Annotated in this window: 15 protein-coding genes and 1 tRNA gene; 10 read left to right on the top strand and 6 right to left on the bottom strand. The window is 70.8% G+C overall.

Features of this window, described 5'->3' with window-relative positions; all coding sequences use genetic code 11:
* Window positions 1-77 precede the first annotated feature (77 nt).
* The 4 genes from PV963_RS22565 (at window position 78) to PV963_RS22550 (ending at window position 7,301) form a co-directional block, all read left to right on the top strand.
* On the top strand, window positions 78-1,586 hold the full coding sequence (locus PV963_RS22565; protein ID WP_274817564.1) for a cytochrome ubiquinol oxidase subunit I: 1,509 nt from the start codon (window positions 78-80) through the stop codon (window positions 1,584-1,586).
* Window positions 1,587-1,606: 20 nt separating this feature from the next.
* Window positions 1,607-2,611: a cytochrome d ubiquinol oxidase subunit II gene (gene cydB / locus PV963_RS22560; protein ID WP_274817563.1), complete on the top strand. Its 1,005-nt coding sequence runs from the start codon at window positions 1,607-1,609 to the stop codon at window positions 2,609-2,611.
* A 12-nt stretch (window positions 2,612-2,623) separates the two neighbouring features.
* Window positions 2,624-6,139, top strand: a complete 3,516-nt coding sequence (gene cydD / locus PV963_RS22555; protein ID WP_274817562.1) for a thiol reductant ABC exporter subunit CydD — start codon at window positions 2,624-2,626, stop codon at window positions 6,137-6,139.
* Between the two features lie 103 nt (window positions 6,140-6,242).
* Window positions 6,243-7,301, top strand: coding sequence for a peptidoglycan DD-metalloendopeptidase family protein (locus tag PV963_RS22550; RefSeq protein ID WP_274817561.1), 1,059 nt, complete (start codon window positions 6,243-6,245; stop codon window positions 7,299-7,301).
* A gap of 75 nt (window positions 7,302-7,376) precedes the next feature.
* Here PV963_RS22550 and PV963_RS22545 read toward each other — a convergent pair whose 3' ends face one another.
* The 4 genes from PV963_RS22545 to PV963_RS22530 all read right to left on the bottom strand — a co-directional run bounded on the left by PV963_RS22545 (window position 7,377) and on the right by PV963_RS22530 (window position 11,846).
* Complete coding sequence (locus tag PV963_RS22545; protein ID WP_274817560.1) at window positions 7,377-8,264, bottom strand: Cof-type HAD-IIB family hydrolase; 888 nt, start codon at window positions 8,262-8,264, stop codon at window positions 7,377-7,379.
* Window positions 8,265-8,417: 153 nt separating this feature from the next.
* Window positions 8,418-9,320: an LLM class flavin-dependent oxidoreductase gene (locus PV963_RS22540; RefSeq protein ID WP_274817559.1), complete on the bottom strand. Its 903-nt coding sequence runs from the start codon at window positions 9,318-9,320 to the stop codon at window positions 8,418-8,420.
* 83 nt (window positions 9,321-9,403) lie between these two features.
* Entirely contained in the window at window positions 9,404-9,952 is a 549-nt protein-coding gene (locus tag PV963_RS22535; protein WP_274817558.1) for an RNA 2'-phosphotransferase, read from the bottom strand.
* Window positions 9,953-10,088: 136 nt separating this feature from the next.
* A complete protein-coding gene (locus PV963_RS22530) occupies window positions 10,089-11,846 on the bottom strand; it encodes an SDR family oxidoreductase (RefSeq protein ID WP_274817557.1) in 1,758 nt (585 codons plus the stop codon).
* Between the two features lie 192 nt (window positions 11,847-12,038).
* Here PV963_RS22530 and PV963_RS22525 point away from each other — a divergent pair, with 192 nt between their 5' ends.
* The 6 genes from PV963_RS22525 (at window position 12,039) to PV963_RS22500 (ending at window position 16,291) form a co-directional block, all read left to right on the top strand.
* Window positions 12,039-13,007 carry an ABC transporter ATP-binding protein gene (locus tag PV963_RS22525; protein ID WP_274822094.1) on the top strand — a complete coding sequence of 323 codons (969 nt, stop codon included), beginning with the start codon at window positions 12,039-12,041 and terminating at the stop codon, window positions 13,005-13,007.
* The gene (locus tag PV963_RS22520; protein ID WP_274817556.1) at window positions 12,997-13,914 is read left to right on the top strand and encodes an ABC transporter permease subunit; all 918 of its coding nucleotides are present in this window, start codon (window positions 12,997-12,999) and stop codon (window positions 13,912-13,914) included. The genes PV963_RS22525 and PV963_RS22520 overlap by 11 nt, the downstream gene beginning before the upstream one ends.
* Complete coding sequence (locus PV963_RS22515) at window positions 13,911-14,822, top strand: ABC transporter ATP-binding protein (RefSeq protein WP_274817555.1); 912 nt, start codon at window positions 13,911-13,913, stop codon at window positions 14,820-14,822. The genes PV963_RS22520 and PV963_RS22515 overlap by 4 nt, the downstream gene beginning before the upstream one ends.
* A gap of 9 nt (window positions 14,823-14,831) precedes the next feature.
* On the top strand, window positions 14,832-15,551 hold the full coding sequence (locus tag PV963_RS22510) for an ABC transporter permease subunit (protein ID WP_274817554.1): 720 nt from the start codon (window positions 14,832-14,834) through the stop codon (window positions 15,549-15,551).
* 101 nt (window positions 15,552-15,652) lie between these two features.
* Window positions 15,653-15,916: a hypothetical protein gene (locus tag PV963_RS22505; RefSeq protein ID WP_274817553.1), complete on the top strand. Its 264-nt coding sequence runs from the start codon at window positions 15,653-15,655 to the stop codon at window positions 15,914-15,916.
* Between the two features lie 269 nt (window positions 15,917-16,185).
* A tRNA-OTHER gene (locus PV963_RS22500) sits at window positions 16,186-16,291 on the top strand.
* 36 nt (window positions 16,292-16,327) lie between these two features.
* Here the strand turns inward: PV963_RS22500 and PV963_RS22495 are convergent.
* Window positions 16,328-17,134, bottom strand: coding sequence for an HAD family hydrolase (locus PV963_RS22495; RefSeq protein WP_274817552.1), 807 nt, complete (start codon window positions 17,132-17,134; stop codon window positions 16,328-16,330).
* Window positions 17,131-18,408, bottom strand: a complete 1,278-nt coding sequence (gene serS / locus PV963_RS22490) for a serine--tRNA ligase (protein ID WP_274817551.1) — start codon at window positions 18,406-18,408, stop codon at window positions 17,131-17,133. The genes PV963_RS22495 and serS overlap by 4 nt, the downstream gene beginning before the upstream one ends.
* Window positions 18,409-18,601 lie beyond the last annotated feature (193 nt).

The following is an 18,601-nucleotide window of genomic DNA, read 5'->3' as shown; positions in this document are numbered from 1 at the left end:
CAATGGCTCGAAAGTCCGTGCTGCATAATGGCTTGTGAATGTGAACGCTTTCACAAGCGTATGTAAGGAGCGGCGACGTGGACCTGGCTTTGGCGCCGGAGACCCTGGCGCGATGGCAGTTCGGCATCACCACCGTCTACCACTTTCTGTTCGTCCCCCTGACGATCTCGCTGGCCGCCCTGACGGCCGGACTGCAGACCGCCTGGGTGCGGACGGAGAAGGAGAAGTACCTCCGGGCGACGAAGTTCTGGGGCAAGCTCTTCCTGATCAACATCGCGATGGGTGTGGTCACCGGCATCGTGCAGGAGTTCCAGTTCGGCATGAACTGGTCCGACTACTCGCGTTTCGTCGGTGACGTCTTCGGCGCGCCGCTCGCCTTCGAGGCCCTGATCGCCTTCTTCTTCGAGTCGACCTTCATCGGCTTGTGGATCTTCGGCTGGGACAAGCTGCCCAAGAAGATCCACCTGGCCTGCATATGGATGGTCTCGATCGGCACGATCCTGTCGGCGTACTTCATCCTCGCGGCCAACTCCTGGATGCAGCACCCGGTCGGCTACCGGATCAACGAGGCCAAGGGGCGGGCCGAGCTCACCGACTTCTGGCTGGTGCTGACCCAGAACACCGCGCTCGCCCAGGTCTTCCACACGCTCACCGCGGCCTTCCTGACCGGTGGCGCCTTCATGGTCGGCATCGCCGCCTTCCACCTGGTCCGCAGGAAGCACATCCCCGTGATGAAGACCTCGCTGCGGCTGGGCCTCGTCACCGTCGTCGTCGGCGGTCTCCTCACCGCGGTCAGCGGCGACGTCCTCGGCAAGATCATGTACCAGCAGCAGCCGATGAAGATGGCCGCGGCCGAGGCGCTGTGGGACGGCGAGAAGCCGGCGCCCTTCTCGGTCTTCGCCATCGGTGACGTGGACAAGGGGCACAACGAGGTCGCCATCGAGATCCCCGGCCTGCTGTCCTTCCTCGCCAAGGACGACTTCACCTCGTACGTGCCCGGCATCAACGACGTCAACAAGGCCGAGCAGGAGAAGTACGGACCCGGCGACTACCGGCCCAACATCCCCGTCGCCTACTGGGGCTTCCGGTGGATGATCGGCTTCGGCATGACGTCGTTCGCCATCGGCCTGGCCGGGTTGTGGCTGACCCGCAAGAAGTTCATGCTGCCGCAGCATCTGCGGGTGGGCGAGGACGAGGTGCCGCATCTCGTGCTCCTGCCGAAGAAGGCCCTCGGTCCGACCCTCACCAAGTGGTACTGGCGCATCGCGATCCTCACCCTGGGCTTCCCGCTGATCGCCAGCTCCTGGGGCTGGATCTTCACCGAGATGGGCCGCCAGCCGTGGGTCGTCTACGGCGTGCTCCAGACCCGGCACGCGGTCTCCCCCGGTGTCTCCCAGGCCGAGGTCATCACCTCGATGATCGTCTTCACCACGCTGTACGCGATCCTCGCTGTCGTCGAGGTCAAGCTGCTGGTCAAGTACGTCAAGGCGGGCCCGCCGGAGCTCACCGAGGCCGACCTCAACCCGCCCACGAAGATCGGCGGCGACTCCCGTGACGCCGACAAGCCGATGGCCTTCTCGTACTAGGCCGAGGGAGCTGCACAGTCATGGAACTGCACGACGTCTGGTTCGTTCTGATCGCCGTCCTGTGGACCGGCTACTTCTTCCTGGAGGGTTTCGACTTCGGGGTCGGTGTGCTCACGAAGCTGCTGGCGCGCAACCGGCCCGAGAAGCGGGTGCTGATCAACACCATCGGTCCCGTCTGGGACGGCAACGAGGTGTGGTTGCTGTCGGCGGGCGGTGCCACCTTCGCCGCCTTCCCCGAGTGGTACGCCACGCTCTTCTCCGGCTTCTACCTGCCCCTGCTGCTCATCCTGGTCTGCCTCATCGTCCGGGGTGTGGCCTTCGAGTACCGCGCCAAGCGGCCCGAGGAGAACTGGCAGCGCAACTGGGAGACGGCGATCTTCTGGACCTCGCTGATCCCGGCCTTCCTGTGGGGTGTGGCCTTCGGCAACATCGTGCGGGGCGTGAAGATCGACCAGGACTTCAACTACGCCGGTGGTGTTCTGGACCTGCTCAACCCGTACGCGCTCCTGGGCGGTCTGGTCACGCTGGCGCTGTTCACCTTCCACGGGACGGTGTTCGTCGGGCTCAAGACGGTCGGGGAGATCCGGGAGCGGGCGCGGAAGCTGGCGCTGCGCGTCGGGCTGGTGACCGCCCTGCTGGCCCTCTCCTTCCTGCTGTGGACGCAGTCCGACCGAGGTGATGGGGCGTCGCTCGTCGCACTGGCCGCGGCCGTGGCGTCGCTCGCCGTGGCCATGGTCGCGGCGCGGGCGGGGCGTGAGGGCTGGGCATTCGCCCTGTCGGGGCTCACCATCGTGGCCACGGTGGCGATGCTCTTCCTGACGCTGTTCCCGAACGTCATGCCGTCGACGCTGAACCCGGACTGGAGCCTGACGGTCACCAACGCCTCGTCCAGCCCGTACACACTGAAGATCATGACGTGGTGTGCCGGGATCGCCACCCCGGTCGTCCTGCTCTACCAGGGCTGGACGTACTGGGTGTTCCGCAAGCGGATCGGTACGCAGCACATCGCCGAGACCGTGCACTGAGGTGTGTTTCACGTGAAACCAATCGATCCGCGTCTGCTCCGGTACGCCCGTGCCACCCGGGTCTTCCTGGTGGCGGTCATCGCCCTGGGGGCGATCGGGGCGGGGCTGGTCATCGCCCAGGCGATGCTCATCGCCGAGGTGGTGGTCGGCGCGTTCCAGCACCGCATGGCGGTGTCCGAACTCGGCACTCCCCTGCTGCTCTTGGCGGCCGTCGCGGTCGGCCGGGCGCTGGTCGGCTGGCTCACCGAGCTCGCCGCGCACCGGGCGAGCGCGGCGGTGAAGTCCGAGCTGCGGCGGCGGTTGCTGGAGCGTTCCGCTCAGCTGGGGCCGGGCTGGCTGAGCGGGCAGCGGACCGGTTCGCTGGTCGCCCTGGCCACCCGGGGTGTCGACGCCCTCGACGACTACTTCTCGCGGTATCTGCCGCAGTTGGGTCTCGCGGTGGTCGTGCCGGTGGCGGTGCTGGCGCGGATCGTCACCGAGGACTGGGTCTCCGCGGCCATCATCGTGGGCACCTTGCCGCTCATCCCGGTCTTCATGGTGCTGATCGGCTGGGCCACCCAGTCCCGGATGGACCGTCAGTGGCAGCTGCTGTCACGGCTGTCCGGTCACTTCCTGGACGTCGTCGCGGGGCTGCCGACGCTGAAGGTCTTCGGGCGGGCCAAGGCGCAGGCCGAGTCGATCCGGCGGATCACCGGCGAGTACCGGCAGGCGACCATGCGGACGCTGCGGATCGCCTTCATCTCTTCCTTCGCGCTGGAGCTGCTCGCGACGATCTCGGTGGCGCTGGTCGCCGTGACGATCGGCATGCGGCTGGTGCATGGCGAGATGGACCTGTACATCGGCCTGGTCATTCTGATTCTGGCGCCGGAGGCGTATCTGCCGTTGCGGCAGGTCGGGGCGCAGTACCACGCGGCGGCGGAGGGGCTCGCCGCGGCCGAGGAGATCTTCGAGGTCCTTCAGACGCCCGTCCCGGCATCCGGCTCCGGGGCCGTGCCGGAAGGTGCGCTGTCCTTCGAGGGCGTGACCGTCCGGTACCCGGGGCGTTCGGCGGACGCTATTTCGGACGCGTCCTTCACCGTCGAGCCCGGGGAGACGGTCGCGCTCGTCGGGCCGAGCGGCGCCGGCAAGTCGACGCTGCTCAACGCCCTGCTGGGGTTCGTGCAGCCGACCGAGGGGCGCGTGCGGATCGGGGGAGTCGACCTCGCCGACGTGGACCTGGAGCAGTGGCGGTCCCGGATCGCGTGGGTGCCGCAGCGGCCGCATCTGTATGCCGGGACGATCGCCGAGAACGTACGGCTGGCGCGGCCCGACGCCGACGACCACGCCGTACGGCGGGCGCTGCGGGACGCCGGGGCGCTGGAGTTCGTGGATGCGCTGCCCGAGGGTGTGGACACCGTGCTCGGCGAGGACGGGGCCGGGCTGTCCGCCGGGCAGCGGCAGCGGCTCGCGCTGGCCCGGGCGTTCCTCGCGGACCGGCCCGTGCTGTTGCTCGACGAGCCGACGGCCGCGCTGGACGGGGCCACCGAGGCCGAGGTCGTGACGGCTGTGCGGCGGCTGGCGGCCGGGCGGACGGTGCTGCTGGTGGTGCACCGGCCGGCGCTGCTGGGGGTGGCGGACCGGGTGGTGCGGCTGGCGGAGCCCGGGATTGCCCCGGTGCCTGTCGCGTCCTCCGCGGTACCCGTCGCGTCCGCCGCGGTTCGGAATCCCGGAACGGTTTCCGTCGAGGCCGAGCTGCCCGCCGCGGCCTCTCCGACCAAGCCCGGCGGCCGGCCCGCTTCGGGCGGGGTCCTCGCGCGCGTCCGTGCCATGTCCGGTGCCCGGCGCGGCCGGCTGGGACTCGCCCTGCTGCTCGGGAGTCTCGCGCTCGGGAGTGCCGTAGGGCTCATGGCCACCTCCGGGTGGCTGATCTCGCGGGCCTCGCAGCAGCCGCCCGTGCTGTACCTGATGGTGGCCGTGACGGCGACACGGGCCTTCGGGATCGGCCGGGCGGTGTTCCGGTACGCCGAGCGGCTGGTCTCGCACGACGCCGTGCTGCGGATGCTGGCGGACACCAGGGTCGCGGTGTTCCGCAGGCTGGAGCGGCTGGCGCCCGCCGGGCTGCGCCGGACCCGCCGGGGCGATCTGCTGTCCCGGCTCGTCGCGGACGTGGACGCGTTGCAGGACTACTGGCTGCGGTGGCTGCTGCCGACCGGGGCGGCCGTCGTCGTGTCGGCCGCGTCCGTCGGCTTCACGGCGTGGCTGCTGCCGGAGGCCGGGGCCGTGCTCGCGGCCGGGCTGCTGGCGGCGGGGGCGGGCGTGCCACTTGTCACGGGTGCCGTCGCACGGCGGGCCGAGCACAGGCTGGCGCCCGCCCGCGGGGTGCTCGCGACGCGGGTGGCCGATCTGCTCACCGGCACCGCGGAGCTGACCGTCGCCGGTGCCCTGCCCGCGCGGACCGCCCAGGCCCGCGAGGCCGACGGGGCACTCACCCGGATCGCCTCGCGCGCCGCCACCGCCACGGCACTCGGCGACGGGCTCACCGCGCTGATCTCCGGCCTGACCGTCACGGCCGCCGCCCTGGTCAGCGCCCAGGCGGTCGCCGCCGGACGGCTGACCGGCGTGACCATGGCCGTCGTCGTCCTCACGCCGCTGGCCGCCTTCGAGGCCGTGCTCGGGCTGCCGCTCGCCGTGCAGTACCGGCAGCGGGTGCGCCGGAGCGCCGAGCGGGTGTACGAGGTGATGGACGCCCCGGAGCCCGTGGGGGAGCCCGAGCACCCCCGGCAGGCGCCCGCGTCGCCGTTCCCGGTCGCCGTCAAGGCACTGGCCGCGCGGCACGCGGGGCAGAACCGGGACGCGCTCGCCGGGCTGGACCTCACCCTCGAAGAAGGCCGCCGGGTCGCCGTGGTCGGACCCTCCGGCTCCGGTAAGACGACGCTGGCGCAGGTGCTGCTGCGCTTCCTCGACGCGGACGCGGGTTCGTACACGCTGGCGGGCGTGGACGCATACGCGCTGCACGGGGACGACGTACGAAAGCTCGTCGGGCTGTGCGCGCAGGACGCGCACCTCTTCGACAGCTCGCTGCGCGAGAACCTGCTGCTCGCCAAGAAGGACGCCACCGAGGACGAACTGCGTGCCGTGCTCGGCCGGGCCCGGCTGCTGGACTGGGCCGGCGGCCTGTCCGACGGGCTCGACACGCTCGTCGGCGAGCACGGGGCGCGGCTGTCGGGAGGGCAGCGGCAGCGGCTGGCGCTGGCCCGGGCACTCCTCGCCGACTTCCCCGTCCTGGTGCTCGACGAGCCCGCCGAACACCTGGACCTGCCGACCGCGGACGCGCTCACCGCCGACCTGCTGGCCGCCACCGAGGGCCGTACGACGCTGCTCATCACGCACCGGCTGGCGGGTCTTGAGGCGGTGGACGAGGTGATCGTGCTGGACCGGGGACGTGTCGTGCAGCGCGGGGCGTACGCGGAGCTGGTGGCCGTGGACGGGCCGTTGCGGGAGATGGCGGAGCGGGAGGCGGCGTCGGAGTCGCTGGTGGCCGCGCCCTAGTGGGGACACGACCAGCGCCGCACTGAGCCGTTCGGGGCAGCCGGTCCCCCAGCCGTACGACGAGAACAGGCCGGGCCGACCCGCCTGGGTGACGATCACTGACATGCGCTCATATCGCCGCCATCGGCTGCTCGTTCCGGTTCTGCTGTGTTCGCTGGCGGTCCTCGCGGCCCGGCCGACGGCGGCGCACAAGGAACCCGGGAGCGGCACCGGCGGGGACTCGGGCCTTAGCGCCGAGGTGGCGCGGCTGTACGAGGAGGCCGCGGTGGCGACGCAGCAGTACGAGGCGGGGCGCGAGGAGGCCGAGGAGCAACGGGCCAGAGCCCAGCGGGCCGAGAAACTCCTGGACGGTCAGCGGCGGCACATCGCTGCCCTGCACGAGGACCTGGGCCGGCTCGCCCGCGCCCAGTACCGCTCCAGCGGTGGCCTGCCGGTGGCCGCGCAGATGATCCTCGCCGACGGCCCCGACGACCTGATGCGAGGTCAGCACGCCTTCTCGCAAACGAACCTCGCCGTGAACAACGCGATCTCCAAGAGCCGCCGGGCCGAGGCACGGCTCGCCGCGGACGAGGCCAAGGCCGCGGCCCACTGGCAGGCGCTGGAGAAGCGGAACATGCAACTCGCCGGCCTCAAGGCGGGCATCGAGCAGAAGCTGGAAACGGCACGCTCGCGGCTCCAGGGTCAGGCGGACGCCTCGGTCGCCGCCGGGGCGTGCCGTGGGGCCGTGCGGCTCGACCAGCCGGAGACGGGCTTCACGAGCCACTGGGTCGCACCCGTGGTGACGTACGAGCTGTCCGCGTCCTACGGCAGCGGCGGTGCGCGGTGGTCGAGCCGGCACACCGGGCAGGACTTCGCGGTGCCGATCGGCACGCCCGTGCGGGCCGTGGGCGAGGGCCGGGTGGAGAAGGTGTCCTGCGGGGGGCCCTTCGGCATCGAGATCGTGCTCAGGCACGCGGGCGGCTACTACACGCAGTACGCCCATCTCGCGTCCGTCGCGGTCGACCAGGGGGAGCACGTCAGCCCCGGCCAGTGGATCGGCCAGTCGGGCAGTACGGGCAACTCCACCGGACCGCACCTGCACTTCGAGACCAGGGTCACGCCGGAGATGGGCTCGTCCGTGAATCCGGTGTCATGGCTGGCGGCGCGAGGGGTGTCGCTCTGACCCAGCGAGAGCCACAGCCAGCCGCGGCTACAGCCAGCCGCAGCCACAGCGAGCCGCAGGCCGCAGTCGCGACAGCTACGGCAGTTCCGTGAGCAGCTGCTCGATCACGACCGCCACCCCGTCCTCGTTGTTCGCGACCGTCCGTCCCGAGGCCGCGGCGATCACGTCCGGGTGGGCGTTGCCCATCGCGTAGGACCGGCCGGCCCAGGTCAGCATCTCGACGTCGTTCGGCATGTCGCCGAAGGCGACGACCTGCTCGTGCGAGATGCCGCGCTCGGCGCAGCACAGGGCGAGCGTGCTGGCCTTGGACACCCCGGGACCGCTGATCTCCAGCAGGGCACTGGGGCTGGAGCGGGTCACGTTGGCACGGTCGCCGATGGCGAGCCGGGCCAGGGTCAGGAAGGCGTCGGGATCCATCTCGGGGTGGTAGGCGAGGATCTTCAGCACCGGCTCCCCTGCCGCACGGTGGTCCGGCGACAGCAGTTCCTCCGCCGGGGCGAGGCTGTCGGGGATCTCCATGTGCAGCTTGGGGTAGTCAGGCTCCTGGTAGAAGCCGTACGTCTGCTCCACCGCGTACACGGTGCCCGGAGCCGCATCACGCAACAGCCGTACGGCGTCCAGCGCGTTCGCCCGCTCCAGCTCCCGTACCTTCACGAACCGGTGGGAGCCGGGGCCGCCGTGCAGGTCGACCACGGCGGCGCCGTTGCCGCAGATCGCCAGGCCGTGGCCGTGCACGTGGTCGCTGACGACGTCCATCCAGCGGGCCGGGCGGCCGGTGACGAAGAAGACCTCGATGCCCGCCTCCTCGGCGGCGGCCAGCGCGGCCACCGTGCGGGGGGACACCGACTTGTCGTCACGCAGCAGCGTGCCGTCGAGGTCGGTGGCTATCAGCCGCGGCGGGAGGGTCTCGGCCGCGGTCTCGGGCTGTCGGGTCGCTGAGGTCACCCGGCCATTGTCCCGCATATGCCTGCACGGGCGGGCGGGAGTCCGCACAGGTGAGTGGATACCGCCCTCACCAGGAACGTCGCGAGGCGGCTCCCGCAGGGGGCCTCAGCGCAACTCCACCGGAGCCGCCCCAGGCCTCGGCCCGACCGCACCCGAGCCGCCCGAGGGACCTCAGCGCAACTGCGCCGGCGCCTCCATGGCGATCTGCTCGAACGCCTTCTCGTCCGCCGCGAAGGGCGAGTCGGGGATGGGCCAGTGGAGCACGATCTCCGTGAAGCCCAGTTCCGTGTACCGGCCGGCGAAGTCGACGAAGGCGTCCAGGGACTGGAGCGGGCCGCCACGATCCGGGGTGAATCCGGTGAGCAGGACCTTGTCGAGGTCGCTCATGTCCCGGCCGATCTCGGCGCAGGTGTCGGCGAGCTTCTCCGCCTGATCGCGAATGGCCTGAACCGACTGTTCAGGAGTGCCGTTCTCGTACAGCTTGGGGTCGCCGGTGGTCACCCAGGCCTGCCCGTACCGGGCGGCGAGCCGCATCCCGCGCGGCCCGGTCGCGGCCACCGCGAACGGCAGCCTGGGGCGCTGCACACAGCCGGGGATGTTCCGTGCCTCGTGCGCCGAGTAGAAGTCGCCCTCGTACGACACCGCGTCCTCGCTGAGCAGCCGGTCGAGCAGCGGGACGAACTCGGCGAAGCGGTCGGCGCGCTCGCGCGGGGTCCACGGCTCCTGGCCGAGCGCGGTGGCGTCGAAGCCGGAGCCGCCCGCGCCGATGCCCAGCGTGACCCGCCCGCCGGAGATGTCGTCGAGGGAGATCAGCTCCTTGGCGAGGGTCACCGGGTGCCGGAAGTTCGGCGAGGTCACCAGGGTGCCCAGCCGCAGCCGGTCGGTGACGGTCGCGGCGGCGGTGAGGGTAGGTACGGCGCCGAACCAGGGGCCGTCCCGGAAGCTGCGCCAGGACAGGTGGTCGTAGGTGTACGCGGTGTGGAAGCCGAGCTGCTCGGCGCGTGTCCAGGTCGCACGGCCGCCCTCCTGCCAGCGGCGGTAGGGGAGGATCACGGTGCTCAGACGCAGACTCATGGCATCGAGCCTAAGGGGGCATCGCGGGTGACCGGTGTTTCACGTGAAACAGTCACCGTGCGCGGCTCGTCCTGCACAGCAGGTCAGCGAGGGCCGGGAAGGCGCAGATACCGTGGCGGTACGGCCTGGGTGAGCCACACACCGTTCGCGCTCACATGGAAGACATGACCGTCGCGGTGCATGGCGGCCGCGTCCACGGTCAGCACGATCGGCCGGCCGCGGCGGGCGCCGACGCGGGTCGCGGTCTCGCGGTCGGGTGAGAGATGCACGGCATGCCGGTTCATCGGCTTGAGCCCTTGGGCCCGGATGGCGTCCAGGGCGCGGGCGACGGTGCCGTGGTAGAGGTACGCGGGCGGGGTCGCCGTCGGCAGGCCGAGGTCGACCTGGACGCTGTGGCCCTGGCTGGCGCGGATCCGGGTGCCTTCGACGGCGAAACGCCGCTTGTCGTTGGTGGCGACGACGTGGTCGAGTTCGTCACGGGTGAAGGGGAAGCCGTGGGCGGCGGCTGCGGCGATCAGCGTGTCGATCGCGACCCAGCCACCCTCGTCCAGGACCAGCCTGATCTGCTCCGGCTGGTGGCGCAGATGCTTCGAGAGGTACTTCGACACCTTGACGGTGCGTCTTGCGTCCATCCCATCAGGGTGCGGGAGAGACCTGAATCACGCGATCGAGTTTCCCCTGGAGGTTTGATCCACAGCCAAGTGGTGTTATCCACAGGGGAATTGGCGACTCTGTGGACAACTGGCCTTCAGATCAAGCGCCTTGGGGTCATACCGGCGGCTTCATCCGCGCGATCCGCCGCAGTGCCCCCGGCGCGAACCGCGACAGCCAGCGCGCGCCCCGCGCTTCCGGCGTGACCGGGACCACGGCCTGGTTGCGCACCACCGCCCGCAGGATCGCGGCGGCGACCTTCTCCGGCGGGTAGTTCCGCAGCCCGTACAGACGGGCGGCGCGCTGCTGGAGCCGCTTCTCCTCGCCGGCGTCGACCCCGGCGAAGTGCGCCGTGGACGTGATGGCGGTGTTGACGAAGCCGGGGCAGACCGCCGTCACACCGATCCCCTGCCCGGCGAGCTCCGCCCGTAGGCACTCGCTGAGCATGAGCACGGCCGCCTTGGAGGTGCTGTACGCGGGCAGCGCCCGGGACGGCTGGTACGCCGCCGCCGACGCCACGTTCACGATGTGGCCGCCCTGCCCGCGCTCGGCCATCCGCCGGCCGAAGAGCCGGCAGCCGTGGATCACACCCCACAGGTTGACGTCGAGGACCTTCTTCCAGTCCTCCGGCGTGGTGTCGAAGAAGGAACCGGACAGTCCGATCCCGGCGTTGTTCACCAGGACGTCCACCACCCCGTACTCGGTGGTGACCTTCTCGGCGAGTTTCTCCATGGCCTGCTCGTCGGAGACGTCGACCGTCTCCGCCCAGGCTTCGGGAGCGCCCGCCAGGCGGGACGACTCGGCGGTGCGGGCCGCCGCCTTCGCGTTCCGGTCGACGGCCACCACGCGCGCGCCGGCCTCGGCGAACGCCAGCGCCGTCGCCCGTCCGATGCCGCTGCCCGCCCCGGTGACCAGCACGAGCTGCCCGCCGAACCGCTCGGCGTGCCTGCCGCTCGCCACCACCGGGGACCGCCCGCTCTCCACGGACGTCACGAACTCCTCGATCCACGAGGCCAGCTGATCCGGACGGGTCCGTGGAATCCAGTGTCCCGCCTGAACGGTCCTGCGGGTCAGCTGCGGAACCCACTGCTCCAGTCCGTCGTGGAGCCGCTCCGACAGGAACCGGTCCTCCAGGGGCGTCACGATCTGCACGGGCGCGTGGGCGTACGCGTCCGGTCGTGGCCTGCGCAGCCGGGGCCGGACGTTGTCCCGGTACAGCCAGGCCCCGTGTGCCGCGTCCGACGGCAGGGACGAGGTCGGGTAGTCACCCCGGGCCACCTTCTCGACGCGCTCCAGAACCCGGGGCCAGAGCCTGCCGAGCGGCCCGCGCCAGGCCAGCTCGGGCAGCACGGGCGTCTGCAGCAGGTACACGTACCAGGACCTGGCGCCCTGCCCGAGGAGCTGGCCGACCCGGCGCGGGGTGGGCCGCTTCACACGCCCGTTGATCCAGTGGCCGAAGTGGTCCAGGGACGGCCCGGACATGGAGGTGAAGGAGGCGATGCGGCCCTCGGTGCGCCGGACGGTGGTGAACTCCCAGGCCTGCACCGAGCCCCAGTCGTGCCCGACCAGATGCACCGGCCGGTCCGGGCTGACCGCGTCCGTGACGGCCAGGAAGTCGTCCGTCAGCTTCTCCAGCGTGAACCCGCCCCGCAGCGGCCGCGGCGCCGTCGACCGGCCGTGCCCGCGGACGTCGTACGCCACCACGTGGAAGTGCCCGGCGAGACGCGCGGCGACCTCGGACCACACCTCTTTGCTGTCGGGGTAGCCGTGCACCAGGATCACCGTCGGCCGCCGCGGATCACCCACCTCGGCCACGCACAGCTCGACTCCGCCGGTCCGCACCCAGCGCTCCCGCGCGCCCGTGAGCAACGTCATCCGGCGAATCTGACAGTTGTTAGAGAGTTCGTCAATAGAGTGCTCCCCGGCGTGGTCCCGCGCGTGTTCCCGGTCGTGGTAACTCTCAAGAACCAGGTCCCCTAAGGGCCCGTACTACTCCAGGTTGACCTGAAGACAGCTCTGCGGAGTGACGACCGCCACGACCGCTGCCCCTACCTTCGAAGCGTGACTGTGATCGCGACCGAAAGCCTGAGCAAGCGGTTCCCCAGGGTGACCGCGCTTGACCGGCTCTCCGTGGACGTCGGGCCCGGTGTGACCGGACTCGTCGGAGCCAACGGAGCCGGCAAGTCCACACTGATCAAGATCCTGCTGGGTCTGTCCCCCGCCACCGAGGGCCGCGCCGAAGTGCTCGGCCTCGACGTCGCCACCAAGGGCGCCGACATCCGCGAGCGCGTCGGCTACATGCCCGAGCACGACTGCCTGCCGCCGGACGTCTCGGCCACCGAGTTCGTCGTCCACATGGCGCGCATGTCCGGCCTGCCGCCCACCGCCGCGCGCGAGCGCACCGCCGACACCCTGCGCCACGTCGGCCTGTACGAGGAGCGCTATCGTCCCATCGGCGGCTACTCGACCGGCATGAAGCAGCGCGTGAAGCTCGCCCAGGCCCTCGTGCACGACCCGCAGCTGGTCTTCCTGGACGAGCCGACCAACGGCCTCGACCCGGTCGGCCGCGACGAGATGCTCGGCCTGATCCGCCGGATCCACACGGATTTCGGCATCTCGGTCCTGGTCACCTCGCACCTGCTGGGCGAACTGGAGCGCACCTGCGACCACGTCGTCGTCATCGACGGCGGCAAGCTCCTGCGCTCCAGTTCCACCACGGACTTCACCCAGATCACGACGACCCTCGCGATCGAGGTCACCGACACCGACGAGCACCCGGACGGCACCCGCGCGGTGCGCGACGCGCTGCACGCGCGCGGGGTGAGCGTCGAGGACGGCAGCGGCCTGCCGGGCGCCGGCCACATCCTGCTGCTCACGGCCCAGGGCGAGGAGACCTACGACCTGGTCCGGGACGTGATCGCGGACCTCGGCCTCGGCCTGGTGCGCATGGAGCAGCGCCGGCACCACATCTCCGAGGTCTTCAAGAGCAGTGACGAGCACGAGCAGCGGAAGGAGGCGGTCGGCCATGGCGGTTGAGCATTCCACGGGGACATCCGCCCCGGCGCCGGGTGACCAGACCCGCATCCACAACATCGGCTACCGCAGCTACGACGGCCCCCGCCTGGGCCGCGCCTACGCCCGCCGCTCGCTGTACTCGCAGTCCCTGCGCGGCTCCTACGGCCTCGGCCGCTCGGTCAAGTCCAAGGTGCTGCCGATGCTGCTGTTCGTGGTGATGTGCGTGCCCGCGGCCATCATGGTCGCCGTCGCCGTCGCCACCAAGGCCAACGCCCTGCCCGTGGACTACACGCGCTACGCGATCGTCATGCAGGCGGTCATCAGCCTGTACGTCGCCTCGCAGGCGCCCCAGTCCGTCTCGCGCGACCTGCGCTTCAAGACCGTGCCGCTGTACTTCTCGCGGCCGATCGAGACCGCCGACTACGTCCGCGCCAAGTTCGCGGCGCTGGCCTCGGCGCTGTTCATCCTCACCGCCGGTCCCCTGCTCGTGCTCTACGTGGGCGCGCTGCTGGCCAAGCTCGACTTCGCCGACCAGACCAAGGGATTCGCACAAGGACTGGTCTCCGTGGCACTGCTCTCGCTGCTGTTCGCCGGTATCGGCCTCGTCATCGCGTCGTTCACCCCGCGCCGCGGCTTCGGCATCGCGGCCGTGATCGCCGTGGTGACCATCACCTACGGCGCGGTCTCCACCCTCCAGGCCATCGCCGACGCACAGGGCAGCGGCGACGCCGTGCCGTGGATCGGCCTGTTCTCGCCGATCACGATCATCGACGGTGTGCAGTCCGCGTTCCTGGGCGCCACCTCCGCTTTCCCCGGCGGGGTGGGCCCGAGCAACGCCGAGGGCGTCGTCTACGTCCTCCTCGCCCTGGGCCTGATCGCGGCGAGCTACGGCCTCCTGATGCGCCGCTACAAGAAGGTGGGACTGTGACCACGCTCTCCATCGACCACGTCTCCCGCTGGTTCGGCAACGTGGTCGCCGTCAACGACATCACCATGACCGTCGGCCCCGGCGTCACCGGCCTGCTCGGCCCCAACGGCGCCGGAAAGTCCACCCTCATCAACATGATGGGCGGCTTCCTGGCCCCCTCCACCGGCACGGTCACCCTCGACGGCCGGCCGGTGTGGCGCAACGAGCAGATCTACCAGCACATCGGCGTCGTCCCCGAGCGGGAGGCGATGTACGACTTCCTCACCGGCAAGGAGTTCGTCCTCGCCAACGCCGAGCTGCACGGCCTGGGCGCCAAGGCGGCCCAGAAGGCGCTCGCCACGGTCGAGATGGAGTACGCGCAGGACCGCAAGATCCAGACGTACTCCAAGGGCATGCGCCAGCGCGTGAAGATGGCCTCCGCCCTGGTCCACGACCCGTCGCTGCTCCTGCTGGACGAGCCCTTCAACGGCATGGACCCGCGCCAGCGCATGCAGCTCATGGACCTGCTGCGGCGCATGGGCGACGAGGGCCGCACGGTGCTGTTCTCGTCCCACATCCTCGAAGAGGTCGAGCAACTCGCCTGGCACATCGAGGTCGTCGTCGCCGGCCGGCACGCCGCCAGCGGTGACTTCCGCAAGATCCGACGCCTGATGACCGACCGGCCGCACCGCTACCTGGTGCGCTCCAGTGACGACCGCGCCCTCGCGGCCGCGCTGATCGCCGACCCGTCGACGTCCGGCATCGAGGTCGACCTCGCCGAGGGCGCGCTGCGCATCCAGGCGGTCGACTTCGGCCGCTTCACGGCCCTGCTGCCGCGGGTGGCCAGGGACCACGGCATCCGGCTGCTCACGGTCTCGCCGTCCGACGAGTCCCTCGAGTCCGTCTTCTCGTACCTCGTCGCGGCGTAGGAGGCCCTGATGTACGACCCCACAGTCGCCCGGCTCACCTACCGGGCCCTGCTCGGCCGACGCCGGGCCCTCATCCTCGGAGCCCTGCCGCTGCTGCTCATCGCCATCTCGGTGGTGGTGCGCTTCCTCGCCGGGGCGGACGACCAGACGGCGGCGGATCTGCTCGGCGGCCTCGCCCTCGCCACGATGGTGCCGATCATCGGCGTCATCGCCGGGACCGGCGCGATCGGGCCGGAGATCGACGACGGCTCGGTGGTGTACCTGCTGTCCAAGCCGATCAAACGGCCGACGATCATCTTCACCAAGCTGATCGTCGCGATCGCGGTGACGATGGTGTTCTCCGCGGTGCCGACGCTCATCGCCGGCTTCATCCTGAACGGCAACGGCCAGCAGATCGCCGTGGCCTACACGGTGGCGGCACTCGTCGCGTCCATCGCCTACGCGGCCCTGTTCCTGCTGCTCGGCACGGTCTCCCGGCACGCGGTGGTGTTCGGGCTCGTCTACGCGCTGGTCTGGGAGGCCCTGTTCGGCTCCCTGGTGCCGGGCGCGCGCACGCTGAGCGTCCAGCAGTGGGCGCTGGCCGTGGCCCAGAAGGTGTCCGGCGGCGACATGGTGACCTCGGACGTCGGCCTCACCACGGCGACGGTCCTGCTGGTGGCCGTCACGGCGCTGGCCACCTGGTACGCCGGTCAGAAGCTGCGCTCGCTGACACTCGCCGGCGAGGAGTGACGTGCCCCGGCCTTGACGGGGGCTTCACCTCTGCCGGGGCACACTGGGCAAACAGGATGTAAGGAAACGCACGGGAGTTGGACGGCTGGGAGGGGACGGGGATGGCGGGCGAGAGGGCTCACTACGACGACCACGGGCAGTCCGGATCCAGGTCCGGGGACGGCACCTGGGACGACCTCGACGGCGTCGTCCTGGACGAGGACTTCATACGCTCTGCCGATACCTCCGAGCCGTCCGCCCGCGCCCGGATGCTCGCCGAGCGCTGGCGCCGCGAGGAGCCGGAGCCACAGCCCTGGCGCTCCGACGAGCCACCCGCGGGCTGGTTCTTCAGCAAGGCCCGCAGGCGCAGGTGGCGCAGGCGCTAGCCGGTCCGGCCGCCGATTTATTCAGTGGCGCCCAATTCGTCCGGCGGGCAGAGTGGTTGTCGTCCCTGCCGGACGATGAGTCCGGCGCCACGTTCTGGGAGAGGAGCGGGACGATGCCCATGCACGGCAGTACGTCCAGCTCCCTTCAGGGCAGCCCGCGGCGGGTTCCGGAGTAGTCGCTACCCCTCCGTGGAGCCCGTCCCATACGGGGAGCTGCCCGGGGCGGCCGCTTCGAGCACGCGAATCGCACTCGCGTGGGCCGCCCACCCGGAGGATTGGCCGAGTGGTAAGGCACTGGCTTGCGCTGTGTTCGATCAAAAGCGAGTCATGGTCGGGCCTGTGAAGCCCGCGCACGTTCGAGTCGTGCATCCTCCGCCGAGCGCCATGAACACCGGGCAACGAGCCCGGCGTTCAGCCCAGCAACCGCTCCAGCACGACCGCGATCCCGTCCTCCTCGTTCGAGGACGTCACCTCGTCGGCCACCGCCTTCAGCTCCTCATGGGCGTCCGCCATCGCGACACCGTAGGAGGCCCAGGCGAACATCGGTATGTCGTTGGGCATGTCGCCGAAGGCGATCGTGTCGGCCGCCTTCACCTTGAGCCGGCGGGCCGCCAGGGACAGACCGGTCGCCTTGGACAGGCCCAGGGGCAGGAGTTCGACGATGCCCTCGCCCGCCATGACGACGGTGACGAAACCGCCGGCGGTGCGCCTGGCCGCCTCGCACAGCTCGTCGTCCGAGAGCGTCGGGTGCTGGATGTACAGCTTGTTCAGCGGCGCGGTCCACAGATCCGACGCGTCCGTGAACGGGGTCGCGGGCAGGTTGCCGTGGGCCGCGTAGCCGGGACCCACCAGTACCTCGCCGTCCAGGCCGTCGCGGCTCGCCGCCAGGTACAGCGGGCCGACCTCCGCCTCGATCTTGGCCAGCGCCACCCCGGCCAGCTGCCGGTCCAGCGTCACCGACGTCAGCAGCCGGTGGGTGCCGGCGTCGTACACCTGCGCGCCCTGGCCGCAGACGGCCAGCCCCTGGTAGCCGAGGTCGTCGAGGATGTGCCGGGTCCAGGGGACGGCGCGGCCGGTGACGACGATGTGCGCGGCGCCCGCCGCGGTGGCCGCGGCGAGCGCGTCACGGGTGCGGGGCGACACCGACTCGTCGGAACGCAGCAGCGTCCCGTCGAGGTCGGTGGCGATCAGCTGGTACGGGAAACCGGCGGTGGTCACTTGGCCACCGGCTCCAGGACCTCCCGGCCGCCCAGGTACGGGCGCAGCACCTCGGGCACCCGCACCGAGCCGTCGGCCTGCTGGTGGTTCTCCAGGATCGCCACGATCGTGCGCGGCACGGCGCACAGCGTGCCGTTGAGCGTGGCCAGCGGGCGGACCTGCTTGCCCTCACGGACGCGGATCGACAGGCGGCGGGACTGGAACTCGGTGCAGTCCGAGGTCGAGGTCAGCTCGCGGTACTTGCCCTGGGTCGGGATCCAGGCCTCGCAGTCGAACTTGCGGGACGCCGAGGCGCCCAGGTCGGCGCTCGCCACGTCGATCACGCGGTACGGCAGCTCCAGCGAGGTCAGCCACTGCTTCTCCCACTCCAGCAGCCGCTGGTGCTCGGCCTGCGAGTCCTCCGGAGCCACGTAGGAGAACATCTCGACCTTGTCGAACTGGTGCACCCGGAAGATGCCCCGGGTGTCCTTGCCGTGCGAGCCGGCCTCGCGGCGGAAGCAGGGCGAGAAGCCCGCGTAGCGCAGCGGGAGCTTCTCGGCGTCGAGGATCTCGTCCATGTGGTACGCCGCGAGCGCGACCTCGGACGTGCCGACCAGGTAGAGGTCGTCGCTCGCGAGGTGGTAGACGTCCTGGGCGGCCTGGCCGAGGAAGCCGGTGCCCGCCATGGACTGGGGGCGGACCAGGGCCGGGGTCAGCATCGGCGTGAAGCCGGCCGCGGTGGCCTGGGCCATCGCCGCGTTCACCAGGGCGAGCTCCAGCAGGGCGCCCACGCCCGTCAGGAAGTAGAAGCGCGAGCCGGAGACCTTGGCGCCGCGCTCGACGTCGATCGCGCCGAGGATCTGGCCGAGCTCCAGGTGGTCCCTGGGCTCGAAGCCCTCAGCGGTGAAGTCGCGGATCGTGCCGTGCGTCTCCAGCGTGACGAAGTCCTCCTCGCCGCCCACGGGCACGTCCGGGTGGACGAGGTTGCCGAGGCGGAGGAGGAGCTCCTGGGTCTCGGCGGCGGCCGCGTCGCGGTCCGCGTCGGCGGCCTTGACGTCGGCGGCGAGCTGACCCGCCTTCTTCAACAGCTCGGCCTTCTCGTCTCCGGAGGCCTTGGGGATGAGCTTGCCGAGCGCCTTCTGCTCGGCGCGCAGCTCGTCGAAGCGGACGCCGGACGACCTGCGCCGCTCGTCGGCAGACAGGAGGGAGTCGACGAGCGCGACGTCCTCTCCACGGGCGCGCTGCGACGCGCGCACACGGTCGGGGTCCTCACGGAGCAGGCGAAGGTCAATCACGCGCTCAAGGCTACCGGTGTGGGATGACCGCCCACGACTCACTATTCCGGGTGTGGCTTACGTACCGTTACGGGGGAATTGCGTGCAGTGTCAATAAATCGACCCTCTTTCCCCGGAACGAGGCATCCGCAGGGCGCGGCATTGACTCGAATCCCTTGTGGGAAACGGGACTTGGGACTCGGTTGTCCACAGG

The sequence above is a fragment of the Streptomyces coeruleorubidus genome, from assembly GCF_028885415.1.
Taxonomy (GTDB): Bacteria; Actinomycetota; Actinomycetes; order Streptomycetales; family Streptomycetaceae; genus Streptomyces; species Streptomyces coeruleorubidus_A.
This window is presented reverse-complemented; position numbering and strand designations above follow the sequence as displayed.